The organism is Streptomyces sp. NPDC002306, assembly GCF_053593435.1.
Map to the genome: position 1 here is coordinate 332301 of NZ_JBSFCK010000008.1, position 23486 is coordinate 355786.

23 protein-coding genes and 1 tRNA gene are annotated in these 23486 nt (G+C 72.4%); 18 read left to right on the forward strand and 6 right to left on the reverse strand.

The window, feature by feature from the left end:
* Positions 1 to 53: 53 nt before the first annotated feature.
* The 7 genes from galU to ACWCQK_RS19175 all read left to right on the forward strand — a co-directional run bounded on the left by galU (position 54) and on the right by ACWCQK_RS19175 (position 5791).
* A complete protein-coding gene (galU, locus tag ACWCQK_RS19145) occupies positions 54 to 965 on the forward strand; it encodes a UTP--glucose-1-phosphate uridylyltransferase GalU (RefSeq protein ID WP_451156332.1) in 912 nt (303 codons plus the stop codon).
* A complete protein-coding gene (gene glp, locus ACWCQK_RS19150) occupies positions 962 to 2284 on the forward strand; it encodes a molybdotransferase-like divisome protein Glp (RefSeq protein ID WP_451156333.1) in 1323 nt (440 codons plus the stop codon). Before galU ends, glp begins: the two co-directional genes overlap by 4 nt.
* Positions 2285 to 2412: 128 nt before the next feature.
* Complete coding sequence (gene moaC, locus ACWCQK_RS19155) at positions 2413 to 2922, forward strand: cyclic pyranopterin monophosphate synthase MoaC (protein WP_451156334.1); 510 nt, start codon at positions 2413 to 2415, stop codon at positions 2920 to 2922.
* On the forward strand, positions 2919 to 3434 hold the full coding sequence (locus ACWCQK_RS19160) for a MogA/MoaB family molybdenum cofactor biosynthesis protein (RefSeq protein ID WP_451156335.1): 516 nt from the start codon (positions 2919 to 2921) through the stop codon (positions 3432 to 3434). The genes moaC and ACWCQK_RS19160 overlap by 4 nt, the downstream gene beginning before the upstream one ends.
* A gap of 20 nt (positions 3435 to 3454) precedes the next feature.
* Positions 3455 to 4087 carry a GNAT family N-acetyltransferase gene (locus ACWCQK_RS19165; RefSeq protein WP_451156336.1) on the forward strand — a complete coding sequence of 211 codons (633 nt, stop codon included), beginning with the start codon at positions 3455 to 3457 and terminating at the stop codon, positions 4085 to 4087.
* Positions 4088 to 4259: 172 nt separating this feature from the next.
* Positions 4260 to 5588 carry a hypothetical protein gene (locus ACWCQK_RS19170; protein ID WP_451156337.1) on the forward strand — a complete coding sequence of 443 codons (1329 nt, stop codon included), beginning with the start codon at positions 4260 to 4262 and terminating at the stop codon, positions 5586 to 5588.
* A 129-nt stretch (positions 5589 to 5717) separates the two neighbouring features.
* Positions 5718 to 5791, forward strand: a tRNA-Ala gene (locus ACWCQK_RS19175).
* 79 nt (positions 5792 to 5870) lie between these two features.
* Here the strand turns inward: ACWCQK_RS19175 and ACWCQK_RS19180 are convergent.
* Complete coding sequence (locus tag ACWCQK_RS19180) at positions 5871 to 6347, reverse strand: GNAT family N-acetyltransferase (RefSeq protein ID WP_451156338.1); 477 nt, start codon at positions 6345 to 6347, stop codon at positions 5871 to 5873.
* A 68-nt stretch (positions 6348 to 6415) separates the two neighbouring features.
* Between ACWCQK_RS19180 and ACWCQK_RS19185 the strand changes: the two genes are divergently transcribed.
* Positions 6416 to 7219 carry an exodeoxyribonuclease III gene (locus ACWCQK_RS19185; RefSeq protein WP_451156339.1) on the forward strand — a complete coding sequence of 268 codons (804 nt, stop codon included), beginning with the start codon at positions 6416 to 6418 and terminating at the stop codon, positions 7217 to 7219.
* Positions 7220 to 7238: 19 nt separating this feature from the next.
* Here the strand turns inward: ACWCQK_RS19185 and ACWCQK_RS19190 are convergent, their stop codons facing one another.
* Positions 7239 to 7859 carry a MerR family transcriptional regulator gene (locus tag ACWCQK_RS19190; protein WP_451156374.1) on the reverse strand — a complete coding sequence of 207 codons (621 nt, stop codon included), beginning with the start codon at positions 7857 to 7859 and terminating at the stop codon, positions 7239 to 7241.
* A 189-nt stretch (positions 7860 to 8048) separates the two neighbouring features.
* Here ACWCQK_RS19190 and ACWCQK_RS19195 point away from each other — a divergent pair, with 189 nt between their 5' ends.
* The 4 genes from ACWCQK_RS19195 (at position 8049) to ACWCQK_RS19210 (ending at position 11651) form a co-directional block, all read left to right on the forward strand.
* Entirely contained in the window at positions 8049 to 9590 is a 1542-nt protein-coding gene (locus ACWCQK_RS19195; RefSeq protein ID WP_451156340.1) for a flavin-containing monooxygenase, read from the forward strand.
* Positions 9587 to 10504: an alpha/beta fold hydrolase gene (locus ACWCQK_RS19200; RefSeq protein WP_451156341.1), complete on the forward strand. Its 918-nt coding sequence runs from the start codon at positions 9587 to 9589 to the stop codon at positions 10502 to 10504. Before ACWCQK_RS19195 ends, ACWCQK_RS19200 begins: the two co-directional genes overlap by 4 nt.
* Positions 10501 to 11385 (forward strand): SDR family oxidoreductase, encoded by an 885-nt coding sequence (locus ACWCQK_RS19205; protein ID WP_451156342.1) that lies wholly within the window; start codon positions 10501 to 10503, stop codon positions 11383 to 11385. Before ACWCQK_RS19200 ends, ACWCQK_RS19205 begins: the two co-directional genes overlap by 4 nt.
* A gap of 86 nt (positions 11386 to 11471) precedes the next feature.
* On the forward strand, positions 11472 to 11651 hold the full coding sequence (locus ACWCQK_RS19210; protein WP_451156343.1) for a hypothetical protein: 180 nt from the start codon (positions 11472 to 11474) through the stop codon (positions 11649 to 11651).
* 69 nt (positions 11652 to 11720) lie between these two features.
* Here the strand turns inward: ACWCQK_RS19210 and ACWCQK_RS19215 are convergent, their stop codons facing one another.
* Complete coding sequence (locus ACWCQK_RS19215; protein ID WP_451156344.1) at positions 11721 to 14963, reverse strand: S41 family peptidase; 3243 nt, start codon at positions 14961 to 14963, stop codon at positions 11721 to 11723.
* A gap of 287 nt (positions 14964 to 15250) precedes the next feature.
* Between ACWCQK_RS19215 and ACWCQK_RS19220 the strand changes: the two genes are divergently transcribed.
* Together ACWCQK_RS19220 and ACWCQK_RS19225 are read left to right on the forward strand one after the other, a co-directional pair.
* Positions 15251 to 15850: a TetR/AcrR family transcriptional regulator gene (locus ACWCQK_RS19220; protein ID WP_451156345.1), complete on the forward strand. Its 600-nt coding sequence runs from the start codon at positions 15251 to 15253 to the stop codon at positions 15848 to 15850.
* Between the two features lie 99 nt (positions 15851 to 15949).
* Positions 15950 to 18181 (forward strand): MMPL family transporter, encoded by a 2232-nt coding sequence (locus tag ACWCQK_RS19225; RefSeq protein WP_451156346.1) that lies wholly within the window; start codon positions 15950 to 15952, stop codon positions 18179 to 18181.
* Positions 18182 to 18300: 119 nt separating this feature from the next.
* On the opposite strand, the gene ACWCQK_RS19230 is transcribed toward ACWCQK_RS19225, so the two are convergent.
* Positions 18301 to 18762, reverse strand: a complete 462-nt coding sequence (locus ACWCQK_RS19230) for a MarR family winged helix-turn-helix transcriptional regulator (RefSeq protein ID WP_451156347.1) — start codon at positions 18760 to 18762, stop codon at positions 18301 to 18303.
* A gap of 90 nt (positions 18763 to 18852) precedes the next feature.
* Between ACWCQK_RS19230 and ACWCQK_RS19235 the strand changes: the two genes are divergently transcribed.
* The 4 genes from ACWCQK_RS19235 (at position 18853) to ACWCQK_RS19250 (ending at position 21671) form a co-directional block, all read left to right on the forward strand.
* Entirely contained in the window at positions 18853 to 19368 is a 516-nt protein-coding gene (locus ACWCQK_RS19235; RefSeq protein ID WP_451156348.1) for a YbaK/EbsC family protein, read from the forward strand.
* Positions 19365 to 20210, forward strand: a complete 846-nt coding sequence (locus tag ACWCQK_RS19240; RefSeq protein WP_451156349.1) for an EamA family transporter — start codon at positions 19365 to 19367, stop codon at positions 20208 to 20210. Before ACWCQK_RS19235 ends, ACWCQK_RS19240 begins: the two co-directional genes overlap by 4 nt.
* A 120-nt stretch (positions 20211 to 20330) precedes the next feature.
* Positions 20331 to 20606 carry a DUF1876 domain-containing protein gene (locus ACWCQK_RS19245; protein ID WP_385777893.1) on the forward strand — a complete coding sequence of 92 codons (276 nt, stop codon included), beginning with the start codon at positions 20331 to 20333 and terminating at the stop codon, positions 20604 to 20606.
* 96 nt (positions 20607 to 20702) lie between these two features.
* A complete protein-coding gene (locus ACWCQK_RS19250) occupies positions 20703 to 21671 on the forward strand; it encodes an NAD-dependent epimerase/dehydratase family protein (RefSeq protein ID WP_451156350.1) in 969 nt (322 codons plus the stop codon).
* Positions 21672 to 21725: 54 nt separating this feature from the next.
* Here ACWCQK_RS19250 and ACWCQK_RS19255 read toward each other — a convergent pair whose 3' ends face one another.
* Entirely contained in the window at positions 21726 to 22889 is a 1164-nt protein-coding gene (locus ACWCQK_RS19255; RefSeq protein WP_451156351.1) for a serine hydrolase domain-containing protein, read from the reverse strand.
* Between the two features lie 112 nt (positions 22890 to 23001).
* Complete coding sequence (locus ACWCQK_RS19260) at positions 23002 to 23448, reverse strand: organic hydroperoxide resistance protein (protein WP_451156352.1); 447 nt, start codon at positions 23446 to 23448, stop codon at positions 23002 to 23004.
* Positions 23449 to 23486 lie beyond the last annotated feature (38 nt).

Consider the following 23486-nt stretch of genomic DNA (forward strand, 5'->3'; position numbering starts at 1 on the left):
GAATTAACCGGAGCCTCAGATTCACTGCAAAGACACCGGATAAGGTGTCGGCCATGACCCAGTCGCACCCCAGGATCAGCAAGGCTGTCATCCCCGCGGCGGGCCTCGGTACCCGGTTCCTGCCGGCCACCAAGGCCACTCCCAAGGAGATGCTGCCGGTCGTCGACAAGCCGGCGATCCAGTACGTGGTCGAGGAGGCCGTCTCCGCCGGCCTGGACGACGTCCTCATGATCACGGGCCGCAACAAGCGCCCGCTCGAGGACCACTTCGACCGCAACTACGAGCTGGAGTCCGCCCTCCAGAAGAAGGGCGACGCCAGCCGCCTCGCCAAGGTCCAGGAGTCCAGCGACCTCGCGACCATGCACTACGTGCGGCAGGGCGACCCCAGGGGCCTCGGCCACGCGGTCCTGTGCGCGGCCCCGCACGTCGGCCACGAGCCCTTCGCGGTCCTGCTCGGCGACGACCTCATCGACCCCCGCGACCCGCTGCTCCAGCGCATGGTCGAGGTCCAGGAGCAGCGCGGCGGCAGCGTCATCGCGCTCATGGAGGTCGCCCCCGAGCAGATCCACCTCTACGGCTCCGCGGCCGTCGAGGCCACCGAGGACGGCGACGTCGTCCGGGTGACCGGCCTGGTCGAGAAGCCGGACCCGGTGGACGCCCCGTCGAACTACGCGGTCATCGGCCGCTACGTCCTCGACCCGCACATCTTCGACATCCTGCGCATGACCGAGCCCGGCCGCGGCGGCGAGATCCAGCTCACCGACGCCCTCCAGCAACTGGCCCAGGACGAGAAGGTCGGCGGCCCGGTGCACGGCGTGGTCTTCAAGGGCCGCCGCTATGACACCGGCGACCGCGGCGACTACCTGCGTGCCATTGTCCGACTCGCGTGCGAACGTGAAGACCTGGGCCCGGACTTCCGGACCTGGCTTCGCAGTTACGTCACCGAGGAGATGCAGCGACCTTGAGCAACGCCGCGCCCCGCACCACCGGCCAGAGCCTCCTCTGGTCGGTGGACGAGCACCTGGCGGACATCCTCGCCACCGTCCGCCCCCTGGAACCCATCGAGCTGCAACTCCTCGACGCCCAGGGCTGCGTCCTGGTCGAGGACGTCACGGTGCCGCTGTCGCTGCCGCCGTTCGACAACAGCTCCATGGACGGGTACGCGGTGCGGGTCGCGGATGTCGCGGGCGCGAGCGAGGAGTTCCCGGCCGTCCTGGACGTCGTCGGGGACGTCGCGGCCGGTCAGGCCGACCCGCCGCGTGTCGGCCCCGGCCAGGCCGCCCGCATCATGACGGGCGCCCCGCTGCCGCCCGGCGCCGAGACCGTCGTCCCCGTGGAGTGGACCGACGGCGGACTCGGCGCGGGGCCGGTCGACGCGATGCCCGCCCGCAGCCTCGCCCCCGAGGCCGCCTCCGGGCACGTGCGCGTGCACCGGCCCGCCGAGGCCCGCGCGCACGTGCGGGCCAAGGGCAGCGACGTCCGGGCGGGTGACCGCGCCCTGGACGCGGGCACCGTCCTGGGGCCGCCGCAGATCGCCCTGCTCGCCGCGATCGGCCGCGGCACGGTCCGGGTGCGCCCCCGCCCGCGCGTGGTCGTGATGTCCACCGGCAGCGAGCTCGTCCAGCCCGGCGAGGAACTGGGCCACGGCCAGATCCACGACTCCAACAGCTTCGCCCTCACCGCGGCCGCCCGCGACGCCGGCGCCATCGCCTACCGGGTGGGCGCCGTCGCCGACGACGCCGAGACCCTCCGCTCCACCATCGAGGACCAGCTCGTCCGCGCCGACCTCGTGGTCACCACGGGCGGTGTCAGCGTCGGCGCCTACGACGTCGTCAAGGAGGCGCTGTCGCACGTCGGGGACGAGGACGAGGAGGGCGGCGGCATCGAGTTCCGCACCCTCGCCATGCAGCCCGGCAAGCCGCAGGGCTTCGGCTCCATCGGCCCCGACCACACCCCGCTGCTGGCACTGCCGGGCAACCCGGTGTCGTCGTACGTCTCCTTCGAGCTGTTCGTCCGGCCGGCCATCCGCGCCCTCATGGGCCTGGAGGACGTCCACCGGCCCACCACGCGCGCGACGCTCACCGCCGACAAGGCGCTGACCTCGCCGCGGGGCCGCCGGCAGTTCCTGCGCGGCAGCTACGCCGACGGCGCCGTCCAGCCGGTCGGCGGTGCCGGATCCCACCTGGTCGCCGCCCTGGCGCACGCCGACGCGCTGATCGTCGTCCCCGAGGACGTGACCTCCGTCGAACCCGGCACCGAGGTCGAGGTCGTCCTGCTGGGCTGAGCCCGCGGGCGTACACGTTCGCGCGAAGGTCCTGCCCCGTGGCCCGTCCCGGCTTGGCGGTACCGTGTCGCGCACAACAGGTCCGTGCGCCGCACCGCGTCGGGCCCGGACCAGGAGCGCCACACACCATGACCGTGCCTTCCCGGGGGGAGACCCCCGGACCCGCGCAGGACCGACTGACCCACCTCGACGACTCGGGCGCCGCCCGCATGGTCGACGTGTCCGACAAGGACGTGAGCGCGCGCACCGCCCGCGCCGGCGGCCGCGTCCTCGTCTCGCCCCGGGTGGTCGAGCTGCTGCGCGGCGAGGGGATGCCCAAGGGCGACGCCCTGGCCACCGCGCGCATCGCGGGCATCATGGGGGCCAAGCGCACCCCCGAGCTGATCCCGCTGTGCCACCCGTTGGCGGTGTCCGGTGTGAAACTGGATCTGTCGGTCGCGGACGACGCCGTGGAGATCCTGGCCACGGTGCGCACGACGGACCGCACGGGCGTCGAGATGGAGGCCCTCACCGCGGTCTGCGTCGCCGCGCTCACCGTGATCGACATGGTCAAGGCGGTCGACAAGGGAGCGGTCATCACGGACGTACGGGTCGAGGAGAAGACGGGCGGCAAGTCGGGCGACTGGAGCCGGACATGAGCGCCGCGACGTACCGCGCGCTCGTCGTGACCGCCTCCAACCGGGCTGCCGCGGGTGTCTACGAGGACAGGGGCGGCCCGCTGGTCGCCGACGGCCTGAAGGACCTCGGGTTCGCCGTGGACGGGCCGCGGGTGGTCCCTGACGGGGATCCGGTCGAGGCCGCCCTGCGCGCCGCCGTGGCGGCCGGGTACGACGTCGTCGTCACCACCGGCGGAACCGGCATCTCGCCCACCGACCGCACCCCCGAGGCGACCCGCCGGGTGATCGACCGCGAGGTGCCGGGCATCGCCGAGGCCATCCGGGCGTTCGGCCGGGAGAAGGTGCCGACCGCGGCGCTCTCCCGGGGCCTGGCCGGAGTGGCGGGACGGACACTGATCGTCAATCTGCCGGGTTCGACCGGCGGGGTGAAGGACGGACTGGCCGTCCTGGAAACCCTGTTGGTGCACGCCGCCGACCAGATCCGCGGCGGCGACCACTCCAGACCCGGTGCCAGTAGTGGGGGTGCGAGCTGAACAGCCCGTCCTGGCCTGCCGTGCTGGTCGACGGCGATGTCGTCCTCCGGCCGATAAAGGCGCGCGACCAGCGGATGTGGCGCGAGGTCAACCGGCGCAACCGTGACTGGCTGCGCCCCTGGGAGGCGACCATTCCGCCGCCCACGCCCAGTGGCCCGATCGCGCACCGGCCGACCTACCGCCAGATGGTCCGGCACCTGCGTTCGGAGGCGCACGCCGGCCGGATGCTGCCCTTCGTCATCGAGTACCAGGGGCGTCTGGTCGGGCAGTTGACGGTCGCCGGAATCACCTGGGGCTCGATGTGCTCGGGCCATGTCGGCTACTGGGTGGACGAGTCGGTGGCCGGCCGCGGAGTGATGCCGACGGCCGTGGCGCTCGTCGTGGACCACTGTTTCCGGACCGTCGGACTGCACCGCATCGAGGTCTGTATTCGGCCCGAGAACAGGCCGAGCCGCCGGGTGGTGGAGAAACTCGGATTCCGCGAGGAGGGGCTCAGACCCCGTTATCTCCACATCGACGGAGCCTGGCGCGACCACCTCGTCTTCGCGCTCACGGCGGAGGAGGTGCCGGAGGGCCTGTTGAGTCGCTGGCGGCGCACGCGTCCACGGAGCGCGCCCCGGGACCAGGGAATCCCGCACGGCCCGGGAAATTGAATAAATGTTCGAAAGTGATCAGCCGGTGACCGTCTCCAGGCATTAAATTCGCGGCCACGGCGACCTGCTGATCGCATCGGTCACAAAAAAAGCTCGAAATATCAGCCGGATCGTGCGACACACCGGCCCAATTGGCGGATGGCCCCACACAAACCCCTCTACCGTGTGAGGCGTGAGCAGCAGCGGCCTCATCTACGCAGTCATTGTCGGGGCCTGGGCCGCCTACTTGGTGCCGATGTGGCTCCGTAGGCAGGACGAGCTGAACGAGGCCCGTCCGACGGAACGCTTCAGCACCGCCATCCGGCTGCTGTCCGGACGGGCGGGTATGGAGCGCCGATACGCCAAGGACCTGCGGGCGCGCTCCACCGAGCAGGGGGAGCCCGACGCCGACGTTCCGGACGCCGTCACCGATTCGGTGGACGTCCGGGCCTTCGCCATGCCTCCGGCCCGCCCGCAGGCGCGGGCGACGCTCCCGGCACAGGCGCCCGAGCGACCGGACCGATCCGAGCGACCGGACCGCGCCGAGCGACCGGACCGACCCGAGCGCATGGAACCGGTGCGCGAACCGGCGCGTGAGCAGACACGCGAACCGGAGCGCAAACAGCACGCGGCCCCGGCGCCCGAACCGCACGGCGCGCCGGAGCGCAAGCGTGTCCCGGACGACCGGCGCTCGCCCTCGGCGCAGGCCGCCGCCGCGCGCGCCAAGCGCTCGAAGGCACTCGCCCGGCGACGGCGTACGACCGTCATGCTCTTCCTCGCGTTCACGCTCGGCGCGATCGTCGCGGCCGTCGGAGGCGTCGCCTTCCTGTGGGCGCCCGGCGTGCCCGCCGCCCTGCTCAGCACCTACATCGCCTACCTGCGCACCCAGGAGCGCCGGCGCTTCGCCTTCCACATGGACCGGCGCCGCGCCGAGGTCGCCGCACAGCGGCTGCGGGAGCGGGCGCGCCAGCCGCGCCGACGCGCGACCGCGACCGCCGACCCCGGCGCGCGGGCCGAGGCGGAGGCCGACGAACCCGCGCAGGCGTACGCGGCGGAGACCGACCCCGAACTGACGGCGCTCGCCGCCGACCGGCGCGCGCTCGTCGAGCAGACCGACCACGCGGAGTGGGTCGACCAGCAGCGCGAGCGGCAGCGCCGGCCGGGCCCGGGCGAGAGCTGGGACCCGGTACCGGTACCGCTGCCGACGTACGTGACCGCGCCGGTCGCGCCCCGGGCGACGTCCGACGTGGATCTCGCGGGGCCGGACGCGTGGAGCGCGGCGCGGTCGAGTTCCGTCGCGCGGGAGCCCGAGTCGGAGGCCGACCCGGCGGACGCGGCCGACGACGGTCCCGGCACGGGCGCCGAACCCGGTGACGACGGACCGGCGGAGGAGAAGGGCGACACGGGCGGACGCAGCGACGCCCGCCGCGCGGCATCCGCCCGCCGCTCGCGCGAGCGGGGCCGTACGCCGCTTTTCGACCAGTACGACGACGGCGGACGGCCACGGGCCGCCAACGAGTGACACTCCACCGGCCTCGGTGTGTGTTTCCCGTCTCACCTGCGAACTCTTACCTGATCGGCTTCCGTTCGGGGGCCCGGGAACGGATTTCCAAGCATCGCGATCGGGATGCTAGAGTTTCACTCGTTGCAAGGGCCTGTGGCGCAGTCCGGTAGCGCACCTCGTTCGCATCGAGGGGGTCAGGGGTTCGAATCCCCTCAGGTCCACCGCATCAGAGAATCCCGTCCAGTTCATCGAACTGGGCGGGATTTCTCATGTTCTGAGGAGTCGGCATCCGCCCGCCGGCTACAGCGCCTTGGCGTAGCAGCGGCTCTCCTCGTGGAAGCGGTAGAGGCCGAACTTCACGCACGGCTCGTAGCCGCTGGAGGCGTAGAGGGCGATGGCCTCGGGCTGCTTCGTGCCGGTCTCCAGGACCATGCGGACGCGGCCTGCCGTACGGGCGTCCTCCTCCAGGGCCGCGAGGATCCGGCGGGCGAGACCCAGGCCGCGCGCGTCCGCGACGACGAACATGCGCTTGAGTTCGGCGTCGCCGTCCTCGTTGCCCTCCCCGTTGCGGTCCTTGCTGCGCCATCCGCCCGTGGCGAGGGGTCTGCCGGCCTCGTCGTACGCGATCAGGTACACGCCGTTCGGGGGCTGGAAGTCCGTGGGGTCCATGGGGGTGGCGTCGCCGCCGTCGCCGTAGCGCACGTGGTATTCGGCCTGGACCTCGTCGTTCAGCTTCACGGCGTCGGGGTGGTCGAAGGGCACGGGGCGTATATTCATGTCACTCACTGTACATATATGCGGTATCGGTAGCGGTACTGCGTCCAGTGTGCCGGTATCGTGCCCTGGTGCTGACTGTGACCACCGTGAACGTGAACGGGCTGCGGGCCGCCGCCAAGAAGGGCTTCGTGGAGTGGCTGGCGGAGACCTCCGCCGACGTGCTCTGCCTCCAGGAGGTGCGCGCCGAGCCGCAACAGCTGCCCGAGCAGGTGCGGGCCCCGCAGGGCTGGCACGTCGTGCACGCGCCTGCCGCGGCCAAGGGGCGTGCGGGCGTCTCCCTGTACACCCGGCGTGAGCCCGACGCGGTCCGGATCGGCTTCGGGTCGGCCGAGTTCGACGGCAGCGGACGGTACGTCGAGGCCGACCTGCCCGGCGTCACCGTCGCCTCGCTCTACCTGCCCTCCGGAGAGGTCGGCACGGAGCGGCAGGACGAGAAGGTCCGCTTCATGGACGAGTTCCTCACCCACCTGAGGCAACTGCGCGCGCGGGCCGCCGCCGACGGCCGCGAGGTCGTCGTCTGCGGCGACTGGAACATCGCCCACCGGCAGGCGGACCTGAAGAACTGGCGGGCCAACGCGAAGAACTCGGGCTTCCTGCCGGAGGAGCGCGCCTGGCTGGACCGGGTCCTCGCCCCGGAGGAAGCGGGCTACGTCGACGTCGTACGAACCCTGCACCCGGATGTGGAGGGCCCGTACTCGTGGTGGTCGTACCGGGGGCGGGCCTTCGACAATGATTCAGGTTGGCGGATCGACTATCAGCTCGCGACGCCCGGCCTCGCGGCGAAGGCGGTCAAGGGGTTCGTCGAGCGGGCCGCCACGCACGCCGAGCGGTGGTCGGACCACGCGCCGGTGACGGTGGTCTACGACCTCTAGGGCTCGCCGGGCCCCGCTCTCAGTCCTGCTTGCGCAGGCGGCGGTCCAGGGCCAGGGAGAGTTCCGCCTCCACCACGCTGCGGGCCAGGGGGCGCAGGCGGGGGAGGTCCTCCTCGGGGGCGTGGCGCAGGACCAGGTCTCTGAAGAGTTCGGCGAGGGCGTCGGCGTGTTCGCGGACCTGTCTGCCCGCCGCGAGGACCTCGGCGAGCGGGATGCCCTCGCGGACCAGGGCGGAGGAGACGTCCAGCAGGCGGCTGCTGATGTGGACGATCTCGTCGCCGTCGGTGCCGAGGTAGCCGAGGTCGAGGGCGGCGGCGAAGTTCTCCGGGGTGACCTCGCCCTCGAAGCGGGCGGCGAGTTCCTCGGGGGTGAGGCGGACCGGCTCCTCCTCGGTGGGGGTGTCGAGGCCGAGCAGTTCGCCGACGTCGCGGCCGTTGTCGAAGGCCTCCGCGAGTTCGGCGATGCCGTTCAAGGTGTGGCCGCGGTCCAGCAGTGCCGAGATGGTGCGCAGGCGGGCCAGGTGGTGGTCGTCGTACCAGGCGATGCGGCCCTCGCGGCGGGGCGGCGGTATCAGTTTGCGTTCGCGGTAGAAGCGCAGGGTGCGGACGGTGATGCCGGCCAGTCGGGCCAGCTCCTCCATGCGGTACTCGCGTCGTTCGCCGTCTTCTGCCACGTCGGAAGCCTATGTCGTACCGCCGGTACCCGCGGCGGGGCCGCTGATCCCAACCTCCTGCTCCCGCCCCCTACCGATCGGTACGTCCCTCCTTTACGCTCCCCATTGCGCCAGTGTTCACTGGCGGAGTCCAAGGGGATGCGTGGAGGCTTCGGGATGGCCGAGCACGAGCACGAGCATGTACGGGTGGCGGTGATCGGGTCCGGGTTCGGCGGGCTCGGCGCGGCCGTGCGGCTGCGCCGCGAGGGGATCACCGACTTCGTCGTCCTGGAACGGGCCGGCAGCGTGGGCGGGACCTGGCGGGACAACAGTTATCCCGGGTGCGCGTGTGACGTCCCGTCCCACCTGTACTCGTTCTCCTTCGCGCCCAACCCGGACTGGCCGCGGACCTTCTCGGGCCAGGAGCACATCCGCGCCTACCTGGAGCACGTGACGGACGTCTTCCACCTGCGGCAGCACATCCGCTTCGACTCCGAAGTGAAGATGATGACCTGGGATCCGGGGAAGCTGCGCTGGGAGATCGAGACGGCGAGCGGGCGGCTCTCGGCGGACCTCGTCGTCTCCGCGACGGGACCGCTGTCCGACCCTCGGCTGCCGGACATCCCGGGGCTGGACTCCTTCCCCGGCAAGGTCTTCCACTCGGCCCGCTGGGACCACGACCACGATCTGCGCGGCAAGCGGGTCGCGATGGTGGGGACGGGCGCGTCCGCCATCCAGATCGTGCCCGCCATCCAGCCGCGGGTCGGCAGCCTCACCCTCTTCCAGCGCACCCCGCCGTGGGTCATGCCCCGCGTCGACCGGGCCATCACCGGCGCCGAGCGGGCCCTGCACCGGGCGGTGCCGCTCACCTCGCGGCTGCGCCGCGGGCTGCTGTGGGGCATCCGGGAGCTCCAGGTCCAGGCCTTCACCAAGCACCCCGACGAGCTCGGCTTCGTCGAGCGGCTGGCCCGGCGCAACATGACCCGCGCCATCAAGGACCCGGCGCTGCGCGCCAAGCTGACCCCGGACTACCGGATCGGCTGCAAGCGGATCCTGCTGTCCAGCGAGTACTACCCGGCCCTCGCCCGGCCCAATGTGGACGTGGTGGCGAGCGGGCTGCGCGAGGTCCGCGGTTCCACCCTGGTCGCCGCCGACGGCACCGAGACCGAGGCCGACGTGATCGTCTTCGGGACGGGCTTCCATGTCACCGACATGCCCATCGCCGAGCGGGTCGTGGGGGCCGACGGCCGGACCCTCGCCGAGACCTGGAAGGGCGGTATGGCCGCCCTGCGCGGGGCCTCAGCGGCCGGCTTCCCCAACTGGATGACGATCATCGGGCCCAACACCGGCCTCGGGAACTCCTCCATGATCCTGATGATCGAGTCCCAGCTGAACTATCTGGCCGACTTCGTACGGCAGTTGGACGTGCTCGGCGGCCGTGCCGCCCTCGACGCCCGTCCGGGCGCCGTGCACGCCTGGAACCACCGGGTGCAGGAGCGCATGAAGCGCACGGTGTGGAACACCGGTGGCTGCACCAGCTGGTACCTGGACGCGAGCGGCCGCAACACCACCATCTGGCCGGGGACGACGAGCGAGTTCCGGCGCGCGACCCGGCAGGTGGACCTCGCGGAGTACGAGGTGCTGCGGGCCCCGGCCGACGGCGGTCCTCCCACGGCGGGGAAGTCGCGGGGCGCCGGGAAGTCCGAGGCCGCCGCATGAGCCGCCTCACGGCCGTCGCGTCCGGCCCCTACGCCCCGCCCGCTCCCGCCGCCGAACTGACCGCCGTCTCCGCCGACGGCGCCCGCCTGCACGTCGAGGTCCACGGCCCGGAGGGCGCCCCGTCCGTCGTGCTGGCCCACGGCTGGACGTGTTCCACCGCCTTCTGGGCGGCCCAGATCCGCGAGCTGGCGGTCGACCACCGGGTGATCGCCTACGACCAGCGTGGCCACGGACGCAGCCCGGCGAGCGAGGCGTGCGGTACGGACGCGCTCGCCGACGACCTGGAAGCCGTCCTGGCGGCGACCCTGGCGCCCGGGGAACGGGCGGTCGTCGTCGGGCACTCGATGGGCGGCATGACCGTGCTGGCCGCCGCCGGCCGCCCGGTGTTCCGGTCGCACGCGGCGGCCGTCCTGTTGTGCAGCACGGGCAGTTCGCGGCTGGTCGCCGAGTCCACCCTGGTGCCGATCCGGGCCGGTCGGCTGCGGACCCGGCTGACCCGGCTCGTCCTCGGGTCGAGGGCGCCGCTCGGGCCGGTCACGCCCGTCGCCCGCCGCGTCCTCAAGTACGGCACGATGGGCGCCGGTTCCGCGCCGCACATGGTCGAGGCGTGCGCGCGGATCGTGCACGCGTGCCCGCGGGGCGTCAGGTACACCTGGTCTCAGGTGCTCGACCTGCTCGATCTCGACCACGGGGTACGGGAGTTGTCGGCGCCGACGGAGGTACTGGTGGGCACGGCCGACCGGTTGACGCCGCCGGTGCACGCGCGCTCGCTGGCCGCCGCGCTGCCGTTCTGTGTCGGTCTCACCGAGCTGCCGGGGCTCGGCCACATGACCCCGGTCGAGGCGCCCGAGCTGGTCACCGGGAAGATCCGGGCACTCGTCACCACGTACGTGGACGCCAAGGAGGGCGCATGAGCAGGGTCGGTCTGGAGGGGCAGGTCGCGGTCGTCACCGGAGCCGCCCGCGGGGTGGGGGAGTTGCTCGCGCGCAAACTGTCCGCGCGCGGTGCCGCGGTGGCGCTGGTCGGACTGGAGCCGGACGCCCTCAAGCAGGTCTCGGAGCGGCTGCACGGCGAGAGCGCGCACTGGTACGCCGACGTGACCGACCACGAGGCCATGACCCGGGTCGCGAAGGAGGTCAAGGAGCGGTTCGGGAAGGTCGACATCGTCGTCGCCAACGCCGGTGTCGCCAGCGGGGGTCCGTTCGTCGACTCCGACCCGCAGGCCTGGCGGCGGGTGATCGAGGTCAACCTGATCGGTTCGGCGGTGACCGCCCGCGCGTTCCTGCCGGTGCTGACCGAGAGCCGCGGCTATCTGCTCCAGATCGCGTCCCTCGCCGCGATCACGCCCGCTCCGATGATGACCGCGTACTGCGCGTCCAAGTCGGGCGTGGAGGCGTACGCGCACAGCCTGCGCGCCGAGGTCGGCTACCAGGGTGTACGGGTCGGGGTGGGGTATCTGTCCTGGACCGACACGGACATGGTGCGCGGGGCCGACGAGGACGAGGTGATGCGGGAGTTGCGGCAGCGGCTGCCGTGGCCGTCGAACAAGACCTACCCGCTGGGCCCCGCCGTCGACCGGATCGTGGCCGGCATAGAGCGGCGGTCCAGCCATGTCTACGGGCAGTGGTGGCTGCGTGGGATGCAGGGGGTGCGCGGGTATCTGCCGGGCCTCATCGGGAGCGTGGGGCAGCGCGAGATGCGCCGGTTCGCGCCCAGGCTGGCGGGCATGCGGTCGGGGCTGGTCGGAGCGGGCGGGGCGGCCGACGAGGAGGCGCGCGCTACGCACCGTAGTTGATCGAAATGCGTTCTTCGTCCGGCCGTGTGAATCTGGTCGAGGCCCGATCAAGGGCCTTCCCCCACCCACCACGGGAGTGAACCCACATGGGTATGAAGGACAAGTTCCAGGACCAGGCTCAGCAGATGCAGCAGAAGGGCAAGCAGAAGGCCGAGGAGGCCAAGCAGCGCGCCCAGCAGCCGCACGGCCGCGAGCCGCAGCGGGACGACGCGGAGCGCACGCGCCGCGAGGAGCAGGACCGCTTCAACGAGGACTACGACGCCTGAAGCGCGGTTCCTCGCTGAGTGTGTGAACGCGTGAGCGGAGGGGTGCCCCTGACGAGGGGCACCCCTTCGTCATGCCCGCGGCGGCAGCTTAGGCCGCGACCGGTCCGGTACGCGGCTGTAGTCCGGAGGCGTGGCCGGCGGGTTCGACTCCAGCAGGTCCAGGGCGAGTTGGACCGCGTCGTCGAGCTGGGCGTGCCGTCCCTCGGCCCAGTCCAGGGGCGTGCGCAGGATCTCCAGGTCGGGCAGGACGCCGCGGTTCTCGACGGACCAGCCGTAGGCGTCGAACCAGGCCGCGTTCATCGGCACCGTGATCACCGTGCCGTCGCCGAGCCGGTGCCGGCCGGTCATGCCGACCACACCGCCCCAGGTCCGCTGGCCGACCACCGGGCCGAGCTTGAGCAGTTTGAAGGCGGCGGTGATCATGTCGCCGTCGGAGGACGTGGCCTCGTCGGCGAGGGCGACCACCGGCCCGCGGGGGGCGTTGGAGGCGTACGACACCGGCTGGGCGTCGCGCGTCAGGTCCCAGCCGAGGATCCTGCGGGTGAGTTTCTCCACGACGAGTTCGCTGATGTGGCCGCCGGCGTTGCCGCGCACGTCGACCAGGAGCGCGGGCCGGGACACCTCCATGCGCAGGTCCCGGTTGAACTGGGCCCAGCCGGAGCCGCCCATGTCGGGGATGTGCAGATAGCCGCAGTGGCCGCCGCTCATCTGGTGGACCACCTCACGGCGTTTGGCCACCCAGTCCTGGTAGCGCAGCGGCCGTTCGTCGATGAGCGGCACCACGGCCACCCGCCGGGAGTGCCCGGCCTCGCTCTCCGCCGGGATGAACGTCAGCTCCACCGTGGTGCCGCCCGCGCCCGCCAGCAGCGGGTAGGGCCCGGTCACCGGGTCCACGGGCCGCCCGTCGACGTGGGTGAGGACCGCTCCCTCGCGGATGCCCGTGCCGGCCAGCGGCGAGCGGGCCTTGGAGTCGGAGGAGTCGCCCGGCAGGATCCGCTTGATCATCCAGCTGCCGTCCCTGCGCACGAGGTTGGCGCCCAGCAGGCCCTGCCAGCGCTGGTAGTGCGGTGGGCCCTCGTTGCGGCGGGCGGGGGTGACGTAGGCGTGCGAGGTGCCGAGTTCGCCCAGGACCTCGCGCAGCAGGTCGGCGAACTCGTCGGGGGACGCGACCCGTTCGACCAGTGGCCGGTACTGCTCCAGTACCGCGTCCCAGTCGATGCCGCACATGCCCGGGTCCCAGAAGTAGGCGCGGATGAGGCGGCCCGCCTCGTCGTAGGCCTGGCGCCACTCGGCGGGCGGGTCGACCTCGTGCAGGATGCGCCGCAGGTCGATCCAGACCGTGGTGTCGCCGTCGCCGGACTCGCCGGAGGGCACCGCCCGCAGGTCGCCCTCGTCAACCACGACCAGCCGGGTTCCGTCCCCGCTCACCGCGAACCAGTCCAGGTGGTCGACGAGTTCGGACTTCTTCGCCTTGGTGATGTTGAAGTGTTCGAGCGTGGGACGGCCGCTGGTGTCGTCCGGGTTCACGAACGTCTCGCCCAGCGCGCCCGAGATCGGCCAGCGCAGCCAGACCAGGCCGCCGCCCGCGACCGGGTGCAGCGCCGAGTACTTGGAGGCGGTGACCGGGAACGGCGTCACCCGGCTCTCCAGTCCCTCGACCTCGACGGTCACGGCGCCGTCGGCGCCCTCGTTCTCCACCGGGTCCAGGCCTCCGGCGGCCGGGCGGCCCTCGGGGTTCAGGGCGAAGGGGGAGGGGGTGGCCGAGGACAGCGGCACCAGGTAGGGGCGGCAGCCGAGCGGGAAGGACAGGTCGCCGGTGTGCACGTCGTACACCGGGTCGAAGCCGCGCCAGGACAGGAAGGCCAGATAGCGCCCGTCGCGGGTGAAGACCGGGTTCTCGTCCTCGAAGCGGCCGTTGGTGACGTCGACGACGAGGCCGGCCGCATGTCCGTTCCCGGCGATCCGCGCCATCTTGATCTGCCGCAGCGACCGGCCGATCCCCGGGTGCGACCAGGTCAGCCAGGTCCCGTCGGGCGAGAAGGCCAGGTCCCGCACGGGCCCGTTGATCGACTGGATCAGCTCGGTGACCTCACCGGCCGAGTCCTCGGAGGTGTCGATGAGCAGCAGGCGTCCGTCGTGCGAGGCGATGGCGAGGCGCTCGCCGGCCGGGTCGGCGACCAGTTCCAGGACCCGGCCCAGTTCCCCGGAGGCCAGCCGCCGGGGCTCGCGGTCGCCCGTCGCGCGCGGCAGATAGGCGATCTCGATCGCGTCCTCGCCCTGCGCGTCGGTGACGTAGGCGACCTGTCCGCCCGAGCCGAGCATCTCCGGCAGCCGGACCCGGACGCCCGGGGTGTCGGCGATGGTGCGGGCGGGGCCGTCCCGGTGCGTCAGCCAGTAGAGGCTGCCGCGCACCACGACGGCGCTCGCGCGTCCCGTCTCGTCGACCGAGATGCCGTCCACGTTCTGCGCGGCCGGCACCGGGTACGTGCGGCGCCCGGCGCGCGGCCCGCTCAGCCGGACGCCGAGCTTGCGGGAGGCGGAGTCCGCGGTCAGCTCGTCGACGATCCACAGGTCACCGGCGCACTGATACACCACCCGGGTGCCGTCGGTGGAGGCGTTGCGGGCGTAGAAGGCGTCGTGGTCGGTGTGGCGGCGCAGGTCGGAGCCGTCGTACGCGCACGAGTACAGGTTGCCGACGCCCTCGTGGTCGGAGAGGAACGCGATCCGGCCGCCCGCGAACATCGGGGAGGCCAGATGGCCGCCGATGTCGGCGACCAGTTGCCGCCCGTGCAGCCACAGCCGGCCCATGGCCCCGCCCCGGTAGCGCTTCCAGGCGGCCGGTTCGTGCGGCGGGGTGCCGGTGAGGAGGAGGGTCTTGCGCTCGCCGTCGAGGTCGGCGACCTGGATGTCGGCGACCGGGCCCCAGGGCAGCCCGCCGCCGGGGTCGCCGTCGGTGGGGACCTTGTGGGCCCAGGTGAAGTAGGAGAAGGGCTGGCTGTGGGAGGCGACGGCGAGGATGTCGCCGTCCGGGGTCCAGCCGCATACCTGGGTGTCGGCGCTGCCCCAGTAGGTGAGTCTTCGCCCGGGCCCGCCGTCCACCGGCGTCAGGTGGATCTCGGGGACGAGGCTGCGCCAGGTCGTGTACGCGATGTGGCGGCCGTCGGGCGAGAAGCGGGGGTGGCCGACCTTGGTGCGGTCGACGGTGAGCCGCCAGGCGCGGCCGGGTCCGTCGAGCGAGGTCAGCCAGAGGTCGTCCTCGGAGACGAAGCACAGCAGGTCTCCGCTGATGTGGGGCATGCGCAGATAGCTCACCTCCCCATGCTTTTCCTCCTGATAGGGCCGGGCAACTCGTGAAATGCGGCGCGGGCCGCCCAGGGGTGACGCAGGGGGGTGTCCTAGTGGTGACGCACGAGGGTGACTCAGGGCTGACGCGGCCGGGACGCGGGGGGTGACCCAGGACACGTACGAAACGGTTTCGTTTCGCAGATGGCTGCGCTACATTCGTGGTGTACGAAGAGGAAGTACGAAACAGTGTCGTTCGACGTATTCGCAGGGAGCGCTCGTCCGTAGTGCTCGTCGGAGTGGGAAGGGTGAGTGGCATGACTGAGATCGCAACGGCGCGGCGCAGTCGGATCACGCCCGAGCGTGAGGCCGAGTTGTACGAGGCCGTGCTCGACCTGCTCCGGGAAGTCGGCTACGACGCCCTCACCATGGACGCCGTGGCCGCCCGCACCCGTTCCAGCAAGGCGACGCTCTACCGTCAGTGGGGCGGCAAGCCGGAGCTGGTCGCCAAGGCGATCCGGCACAGCAAGCCGGGCCGCGCCGGCGACATCGACACCGGGTCCCTCCGGGGCGACTTCCGGGTGCTGGTGACGCGCGAGGACGACTGCGCCATGGAGCGGAACTCGGCCCTGATGCGGGGCCTGTTCATGGCGGTGCACACCAACCCCGACCTGCTGCGGGCGTTCAGGGAACTGCTCGTCGAGCCGGAGATGGAAGAGTTCCGCGTGCTGTTGCAGCGGGCCGTCGACCGCGGTGAGATCCGCGCCGACTGTCCCGCGCTGGAGTACGTGGTGCACATGCTCATCGGGGCGTTCGCCACCCGGGCGCTGATCGACGACCATCCGCCGACGCAGGAATTCCTCACCTCGTACCTCGACGCCGTGGTCCTCCCCGCCCTCGGCGTGCCCACCCTCTGACAAGTCCCCTGAGCTAGCCCCCACCTGACGTACCCGCTCATGTCGTCGGGCTGATCACCCCTGCCCTGAAAACCCCACGATGACCGGGAGTACGCCCTCGTGGCCACGTTCCTCTACAAACTCGGCCGACTCGCCTTCAGGCGACGGCATTTCGTCGCCCTGATATGGGTCGCGCTGCTGACCCTCGCCGGTGTCGGCGCGGCCAGCGCCCCCGCGGCCGGCAACTCGTCCTTCTCCATCCCCGGCACGGAAGCGCAGAAGGCTTTCGACCTGCTGGAACAGCGCTTCCCCGGCATGAGCGCCGACGGCGCCACCGCGCGCGTCGTCTTCAAGGCGCCGAGCGGCGAGAAGATGACGGACGCCGGCAACAAGGCGACCGTCCGCAAGACGGTGAAGGAGCTGTCCGACGGCTCCGAGGTCTCCTCCGTCGACGACCCGTTCACGACGCACGCGGTCAGCAAGGACGGCACGGTCGCGTACGCGTCCGTCAAGTACGACGTCTCCGGCATGGAGCTGGAGGACTCCTCCAAGGACGCCCTGAACGCGGCCGCGCAGACGGCACGCGGCGCCGGGCTGACCGTCGAGATCGGCGGTGACGCGCTGACCGCGGCACCCGAGACCGGCTCGACGGAGATCATCGGCATCGCGATCGCCGCGGTGGTCCTGGTCATCACCTTCGGCTCGCTGATCGCGGCCGGTCTGCCGCTGCTGACCGCCCTGATCGGCGTGGGCATCGGCGTCTCGACGATCACGGCACTGGCGAACGCGCTGGACCTGGGCTCGACCACCTCCACCCTCGCGATGATGATCGGTCTCGCGGTGGGCATCGACTACGCGCTGTTCATCGTCTCCCGCTACCGGGCCGAGCTGGCCGAGGGCCGGGGGCGCGAGGAGGCGGCCGGACGGGCCGTCGGCACGGCGGGCTCCGCGGTGGTCTTCGCGGGCCTGACGGTGGTCATCGCGCTGGTCGGCCTCTCGGTCGTCAACATCCCGATGCTGACGAAGATGGGTGTCGCGGCGGCGGGCACGGTCGCGATCGCGGTCCTCATCGCGCTGACGATGATCCCCGCGCTGCTGGGCTACGCGGGCCGCAAGGTGCAGCCGACGGGCGCCCGGAGCAAGCTGCTGGGCGGCCGGCGGGCCGCGCTGAAGGCGGCCGCGAAGCCGGGCAGGCCCAACATGGGCACGCGCTGGGCGAGCTTCGTGGTCCGCCGGCCCGTGGCGGTCCTGCTGCTCGGTGTGGTCGGACTCGGTGCGGCGGCCGTCCCGGCGGCCTCGCTGGAACTGGGCCTGGGCGACGACGGCTCGCAGCCGACGTCGACGACGCAGCGCCGGGCCTACGACCTGCTGTCGGACGGCTTCGGCCCCGGCTTCAACGGCCCGCTGATGGTCGTCGTCGACGCGGACGCGAGCGACTCGCCGAAGGCGGCCGTCAGCAAGGTGTCCGACGAGATCAAGGGTCTCAAGGACGTCGTGACGGTGACCCCGGCGCAGTTCAACAAGGCCGGTGACACCGCGATGATCACCGTGATCCCGGACTCCAAGCCGTCCTCGGTCACCACCGAGGACCTGGTGCACGGCATCCGGGAGGCGGGCGCGGAGATCAAGGCGGACACGGACGCGCAGGTCCTCGTCACCGGCTCGACGGCGATGAACATCGACTTCTCGCAGAAGCTGAACGACGCGCTGCTGCCGTACCTGGCGCTGGTGGTGGGCCTGGCCTTCCTGCTGCTGATCGTGGTGTTCCGCTCCATCCTGGTCCCGCTGAAGGCGGCGCTCGGCTTCCTGCTCAGCGTGATGGCGGCGCTCGGCGCGGTCGTCGCGGTCTTCCAGTGGGGCTGGCTCGCCGGCCTGCTGGGCGTCGAGGAGACCGGCCCGATCATGTCGATGATGCCGATCTTCATGGTGGGCGTGGTCTTCGGCCTGGCCATGGACTACGAGGTGTTCCTCGTGACCCGGATGCGGGAGGCGTACGTCCACGGGGAGAAGCCCGGCCAGGCCGTCGTGACCGGGTTCAAGCACGGCGCACGGGTGGTCACGGCCGCGGCCGTGATCATGATCGCCGTCTTCTCCGGCTTCATCGGCTCCAGCGAGTCGATGATCAAGATGATCGGCTTCGGCCTGGCGATCGCGGTCTTCTTCGACGCGTTCGTGGTCCGTATGGCCATCGTCCCGGCGGTGCTCGCGCTGCTCGGCCAGAAGGCCTGGTGGCTGCCGAGGTGGCTGGACCGCGCGCTGCCGAACGTGGACGTGGAGGGCGAGGGCCTGCGCAAGCTCGCCGACGCCAGGGACGCGGACCCGGACGGCGACCGCAAGCTCGTGCGCGCCTGACGCGAAGGCGGTACCGAAGGGCCGGCCGGTGAGGGTTCCGTGGGGACGGGGCGCCGTCACCGGCCTTTCGGCTCGGCGGTGCCGGGGGCCCTCGGCGGTCGCCGAGCCGGGCCCCGCGGTCAGGCGGTGGGGCCCAGGGGCGTGTCGAGCAGGTCCATGAGGGTGCGTTCGAAGGCCGCGGCACGCGGGTCGTCCAGTCCGCCCAGCGGGGCGAGGAGCTGGTCGAGCAGCTGGTGCACGACGGCGATGGCGGGCCGGACGGTGGTACGGCCCTCTTCGGTGAGGGACAGCCGTACGACCCGGGTGTCGGTGGTGTCGCGGGTCCGCCGCAGCAGCCCGGCGGCCTCCAGGGAGCGGGCCAGCTTCGACACGTACAGGGCCTCCAGCGCGGTGTGGTCGGCGACCTCCCGCTGGCTGGGCAGCCGGCCGGAGCGCTCCATCCCCGACAGGGAGGCGAGCAGCACGTACTGGGCGTGCGTCAGGCTCAGCGGCGCGAGGGCCTGGTCCACCGCGGTCCGCCACTTGTTGGACAGCAGCCAGACGAGATGGCCGGGGGTCGTCTTCTTCGGTGCGTCACTCACGGGAAATAATGTACATGGCTACTATGTCCGTGGCGCTCGACCCGGCAACCCGTTCGCCTGCCTCCTACACGTACCGCTAGCGTGCCGTGCATGACGACGACGAACGACGGGGCCGCCGAGGACTCCGCAGCTCACCCCCGGTTCGCCGAGGCCCTGCGCGAACTGGGACTCACGGACCTGCACGGGCGGATCAGGCGCTTCCCGGACGCCACCCGGACCGCGGCGGAGGCCGCCGCCGCGCTCGGGTGCGAGCTGAGCCAGATCTGCAAGTCCCTGATCTTCGCGGCCGACGGGGTGCCGGTGCTGGTCCTCATGGACGGCGCGTCCCGCGTGGACCTGGAGCTGGTGCGCCAGGAGCTCGGCGCCGCGAAGGTGACCCGCGCCAGGGCCGACCTCGTACGGGAGACGACCGGGTACGCCATCGGGGGCGTCCCGCCCTTCGGGCACCGCACGAGGACCCGGGTGCTCGCGGACCGGTCCCTGTTCGCTCACGACATCGTGTGGGCCGCCGCCGGAACCCCGTACACGGTGTTCCCCATGGAACCGAAGGCGCTGGTCGCCCACGCCGGTGCCACTCTCGTGGACGTGCGCGAGCCCACCGCGTGACCCCGCTCGTCACCGCGGCCGTCCTGCTGGCCGCGATCACCCACGCCAGCTGGAACGCGATCGCGCACCGGATCACCGACAAACTGGTCGGGTTCACCCTGATCGCCGGCGGCGGACTGCTGATCGGGCTGGCGGCTGCGCCGTTCGTGGCGTTCCCGGCGGCCGCGGCGTGGCCGTATCTGCTGCTGTCCGCCGCCATCCACCTCGCCTACTACGCGCTGCTGATGACGTCGTTCCGGCTCGGTGACTTCGGGCAGGCCTATCCGATCGCGCGGGGCAGCGCGCCGCTCATGGTCACCGTGCTCGCCGCCGTCTTCGCGCACGAGGTGCCGGACGGCTGGTCGGCCGCGGGCATCGTCGTGTCCTGCGTGGGCCTGACCGGTGTCGCGCTGTGGGGGCTGCGCGGACGCCGGCCCGACTGGGCGGCCGTCGGGGCCGCGCTGGCGACCGGCGTGACCATCGCCGCGTACACCGTCGTCGACGGGCTGGGTGTGCGGGCCTCGGGGTCGTCCCTGGGGTACATCGCGTGGCTGATGGCGGTCCAGGGCGCCTTCCTCCCCGTGTACGCCGTGCGCCGCTGGGGCGGGGAACTCCCCGGCCTGCTGCGTCCCGTCGCCGCAGTGGGGCTGCTCGGCGCCGCCCTGTCCGTGTCGGCGTACGGGCTGGTGCTGTGGGCGCAGACCAAGGCCGACCTGGCGCCGATCGCGGCGCTGCGCGAGTCGTCGATCATCGTGGGCGCGGCGATCGGCGCGCTGTTCTTCAAGGAACGCTTCGGCGCGCCGCGGATCGCCGCGGCGGGCCTGCTGGTGGTCGGGATCGGCCTGATGCTGCACACCGGATAGCCACCGCTGACCCGAGGGGCTGAGCCGAGCGGTCCGGACACCGGTGCGTGCCGGGTGCCGTGGGTGCGGGCGTGCGTCGTGAGGAGCACTCTGGAAGGAGGTGTTCCGGAGGTGATCGTCATGATGCACACCGCAGTGGGATGGCATGTCGAGATGGAGTTCCTGGAGGACGACCAGCACACGCGCGCGGTCGCGATGGTGCGTCTGCCCGACGGCAGCGAGGTCCGGGCGCACGGCCACGCCAGCCGGCACCACTCCGACTCACGGCAGCCGAGGGTCGGGGAGGAGGTGGCGGGCGCCCGCGCGCTGAACGAGCTGGCCATGCAATTGCTGGAGAAAGCGCACGGGGAGATCGACGCCGAGTCCGGGCGCATCTCGCACTCGATCAACGTCTGAGGCGACGGCCGGGGAAACGGGGGCTCCGGTCCGGGTGCCGTGCTCGCCTCCTACTCTGGTGCGCACCGACCCGAACACCTCGGCGAAAGGCGGCCGTTGACCGGCGAACGCGTTCTCGTGACCGGCGGTACCGGTTTCATCGGCTCCCACGTCGTGCCCCTGCTGCGGGCCGCCGCGGCCAGGTCCGGGGGGCCCGCCCTGCGGCTGCTCGTCCACGACCGCCCCGCGCCGGACCGTACGGCCGACGGCGGCTTCGAGACGGTCCACGGCGACCTCGCCGACCCCGCCACACTGCACGGCGTCTGCGCGGGCGTCACCACCGTCCTGCATCTGGCGGCCCGGGTCGGCGGGGACGCCGAGCGGAGCCGGGCCGTCAACCACGAGGGCACCCGGGCGCTGCTCGCCGAGGCCGGCCGGGCCGGGGTGGGCCGTGTCGTCCAGCTGGGCACCGCCGCCGTCTACGGCGACGGGCCGCACCGCCGCGCCCCCGAGGGAAGCCTGAGCGAGGCGCCGGTCTCGGCGACCAGCGCCGGCCGGCTGGCCGGTGAACGACTGGTCCTCGCCGCCGGCGGCACGGTCGTACGCCCGTACCTCGTCTACGGCGAGGGCGACACGTGGGTGGTCCCGGCCCTGGCCCGGCTGGTGCGCGGGCTGCCGCACTGGGTGGAGGGCGGCGGCGCCCGTCTGTCGATGGTCGCGGCGCCCGTCCTGGCCGCCGCCCTGACGGAACTGACCCTCACCGCGCCGCCCTCCGCCGCGGGCGTCCTGCACGCGGCGCACCCGCGTCCGGTGACCGTCCGGGAACTGGTCGGCACGCTCTGCCGGACGCTGGACCTCCCGGTGCCCGAGGGGGACATCGGCGTGGCCGACGCGCGGGAGCGGCTCGGCCCGGGGGCCGGAGCGGACCTCCGGCGCCACCTCGAACTGATCTCCATGGACCGCTGGTACGACAGCGGCCGACTGTGGTCCCTGCTCAAGACCGGCCCGGGCCCGCACTTCACCACGGCCTTCGAGACCTACGCGCCCTGGTACCGCCGCGCCGCCGACGAGAGGGCGACTCCCTAGCCGGGCGGCTCCCGGGACGGGGCCTGCGGGGCGGCGACGGCTTCCCGGCAGGGGTCACCGGGGCAATGACTCCCGGACCGCTCGTACCAGGGCCTGTGCGCGGGGGTCGGCTGTCACGCTCGTCCTGAAGGCGTTCGTCACGTACCCGAAGGCGAGACCCGACTCCGGGTCGGCGAAACCGAGCGCGCCGCCGCGGCCGGGGTGGCCGAAGGAGTGAGGGGACAGGAGCGGCGAGGCCGTGCCGTGCAGCATGAAGCCGAGGCCGAAGCGGGTGCCGACGACCAGGACCCGGTCGGCCCCCGCCGACCGCTCGCCCCGGGCCAGCTCCACCGTCTCCGGAGTGAACAGCCTTCTCCCGCCGTCGACCTCGCCGATCAGGCAGGCGTAGAAACGGGCCAGCCCGTCGGCGGTCGCGATGCCGTTGGAGGCGGGCAGGGCGGCCGCCCGGTACGCCGGGTCGTTCTCGTCCGGCAGTGGGGTGATCGCGGCGAAGGCGCGCCGGGTCAGGGACTCGGGGTCGGCGTAGGCGTCGGTGACGGACCGCTTGGGCCGCGTCCGCAGCCCGCCCGGCTCCGCCGGGGGCTCGACCGCCCCGACCCGGCCCACCCGGCCGGCCCGCGACGGCGGCAGCCCGAGCCAGAGGTCGGCCCCGGCCGGCCCGGCGACCTCGGCCGCGATCCACTCGCCGACCGGCCGGCCCGTGACCCGCCGGACCAGCTCGCCGGTCAGCCAGCTGTACGTCTGCGCGTGGTAGCCGTGGTCCGTGCCCGGCTCCCAGACCGGCGCCTGCGCCGCGACCGCCGCCGCGCCGAGGTCCGGGTCGGCCGCCTCGGCCGGGCTCAGCGGGCGGTCCAGCACCGGCACGCCCGCGCGGTGCGCGAGCAGGTCCCGTACGAGGGTCCGTTCCTTGCCCGCCGCCTTGTACTCGGGCCAGTACGTGCCGACCGGCGCGTCCAGGTCCAGCGCCCCGCGCTGGTGCAGCAGCAGAAGCGCGGCGGCGGCGACACCCTTGGTCGCCGAGCGCACGATCTGGGCGGTGTCCCGCTCCCAGGGCCGGGTGCCGTCGACGTCCCGCGTCCCGCCCCACAGGTCGACGACCCGCTGACCGTCGCGGTAGACGGCTACCGCCGCGCCCCGGTCCCCGAGCACCTCGAAGTTGCGGACGAACGCTTCCCTGACCGGCTCGAAGCCCTCGGACACTGTGCCGTTCACGTTCACGTCCGGGGTCCCTTCACTCCACTGGCTTACGACAGTCAGTGCAACACGGACGTACGGCCTTCGATTCCACGGGGTGGCCCGGAGGTGGCTCCAGGGGCGGCTCCCGGGCGGCTCAGCCCAGCAGGATCGTCACGTCGATGTTGCCGCGGGTCGCGTTGGAGTAGGGGCAGACCTCGTGGGCCGCGTCCACCAGCTTCGCGGCGACGTCCGGGTCGAGGACCGGGAGGGAGACGCTGAGGGCGACCGCGAGGCCGTAGCCGAGGGTCTTGTTGGGGCCGATGCCGACCTTCGCGGCGACCGTGGAGCCGGTCAGGTCGTAGCCCGAGCGGTTGCCGACCAGGATCAGCGCGTTGTGGAAGCAGGAGCTGTAGCCGGCCGCGAACAACTGCTCCGGATTGGTGCCGTTGCCGTCGCCGCCCAGCTCCGGCGGCATCGCGACCTTCAGTGCGAGCTGGCCGTCCTGGCTGGTGACATGGCCGTCCCGGCCGCCGTGCGCGGTGGCCTCGGCGACGAACACGATCTTCGTCGGGCGGGTGTCGACAGCGGCGTCCTCGATCATGGCGGGACCTCCCCCAGGGCGTTGCACAGCGGTGGACG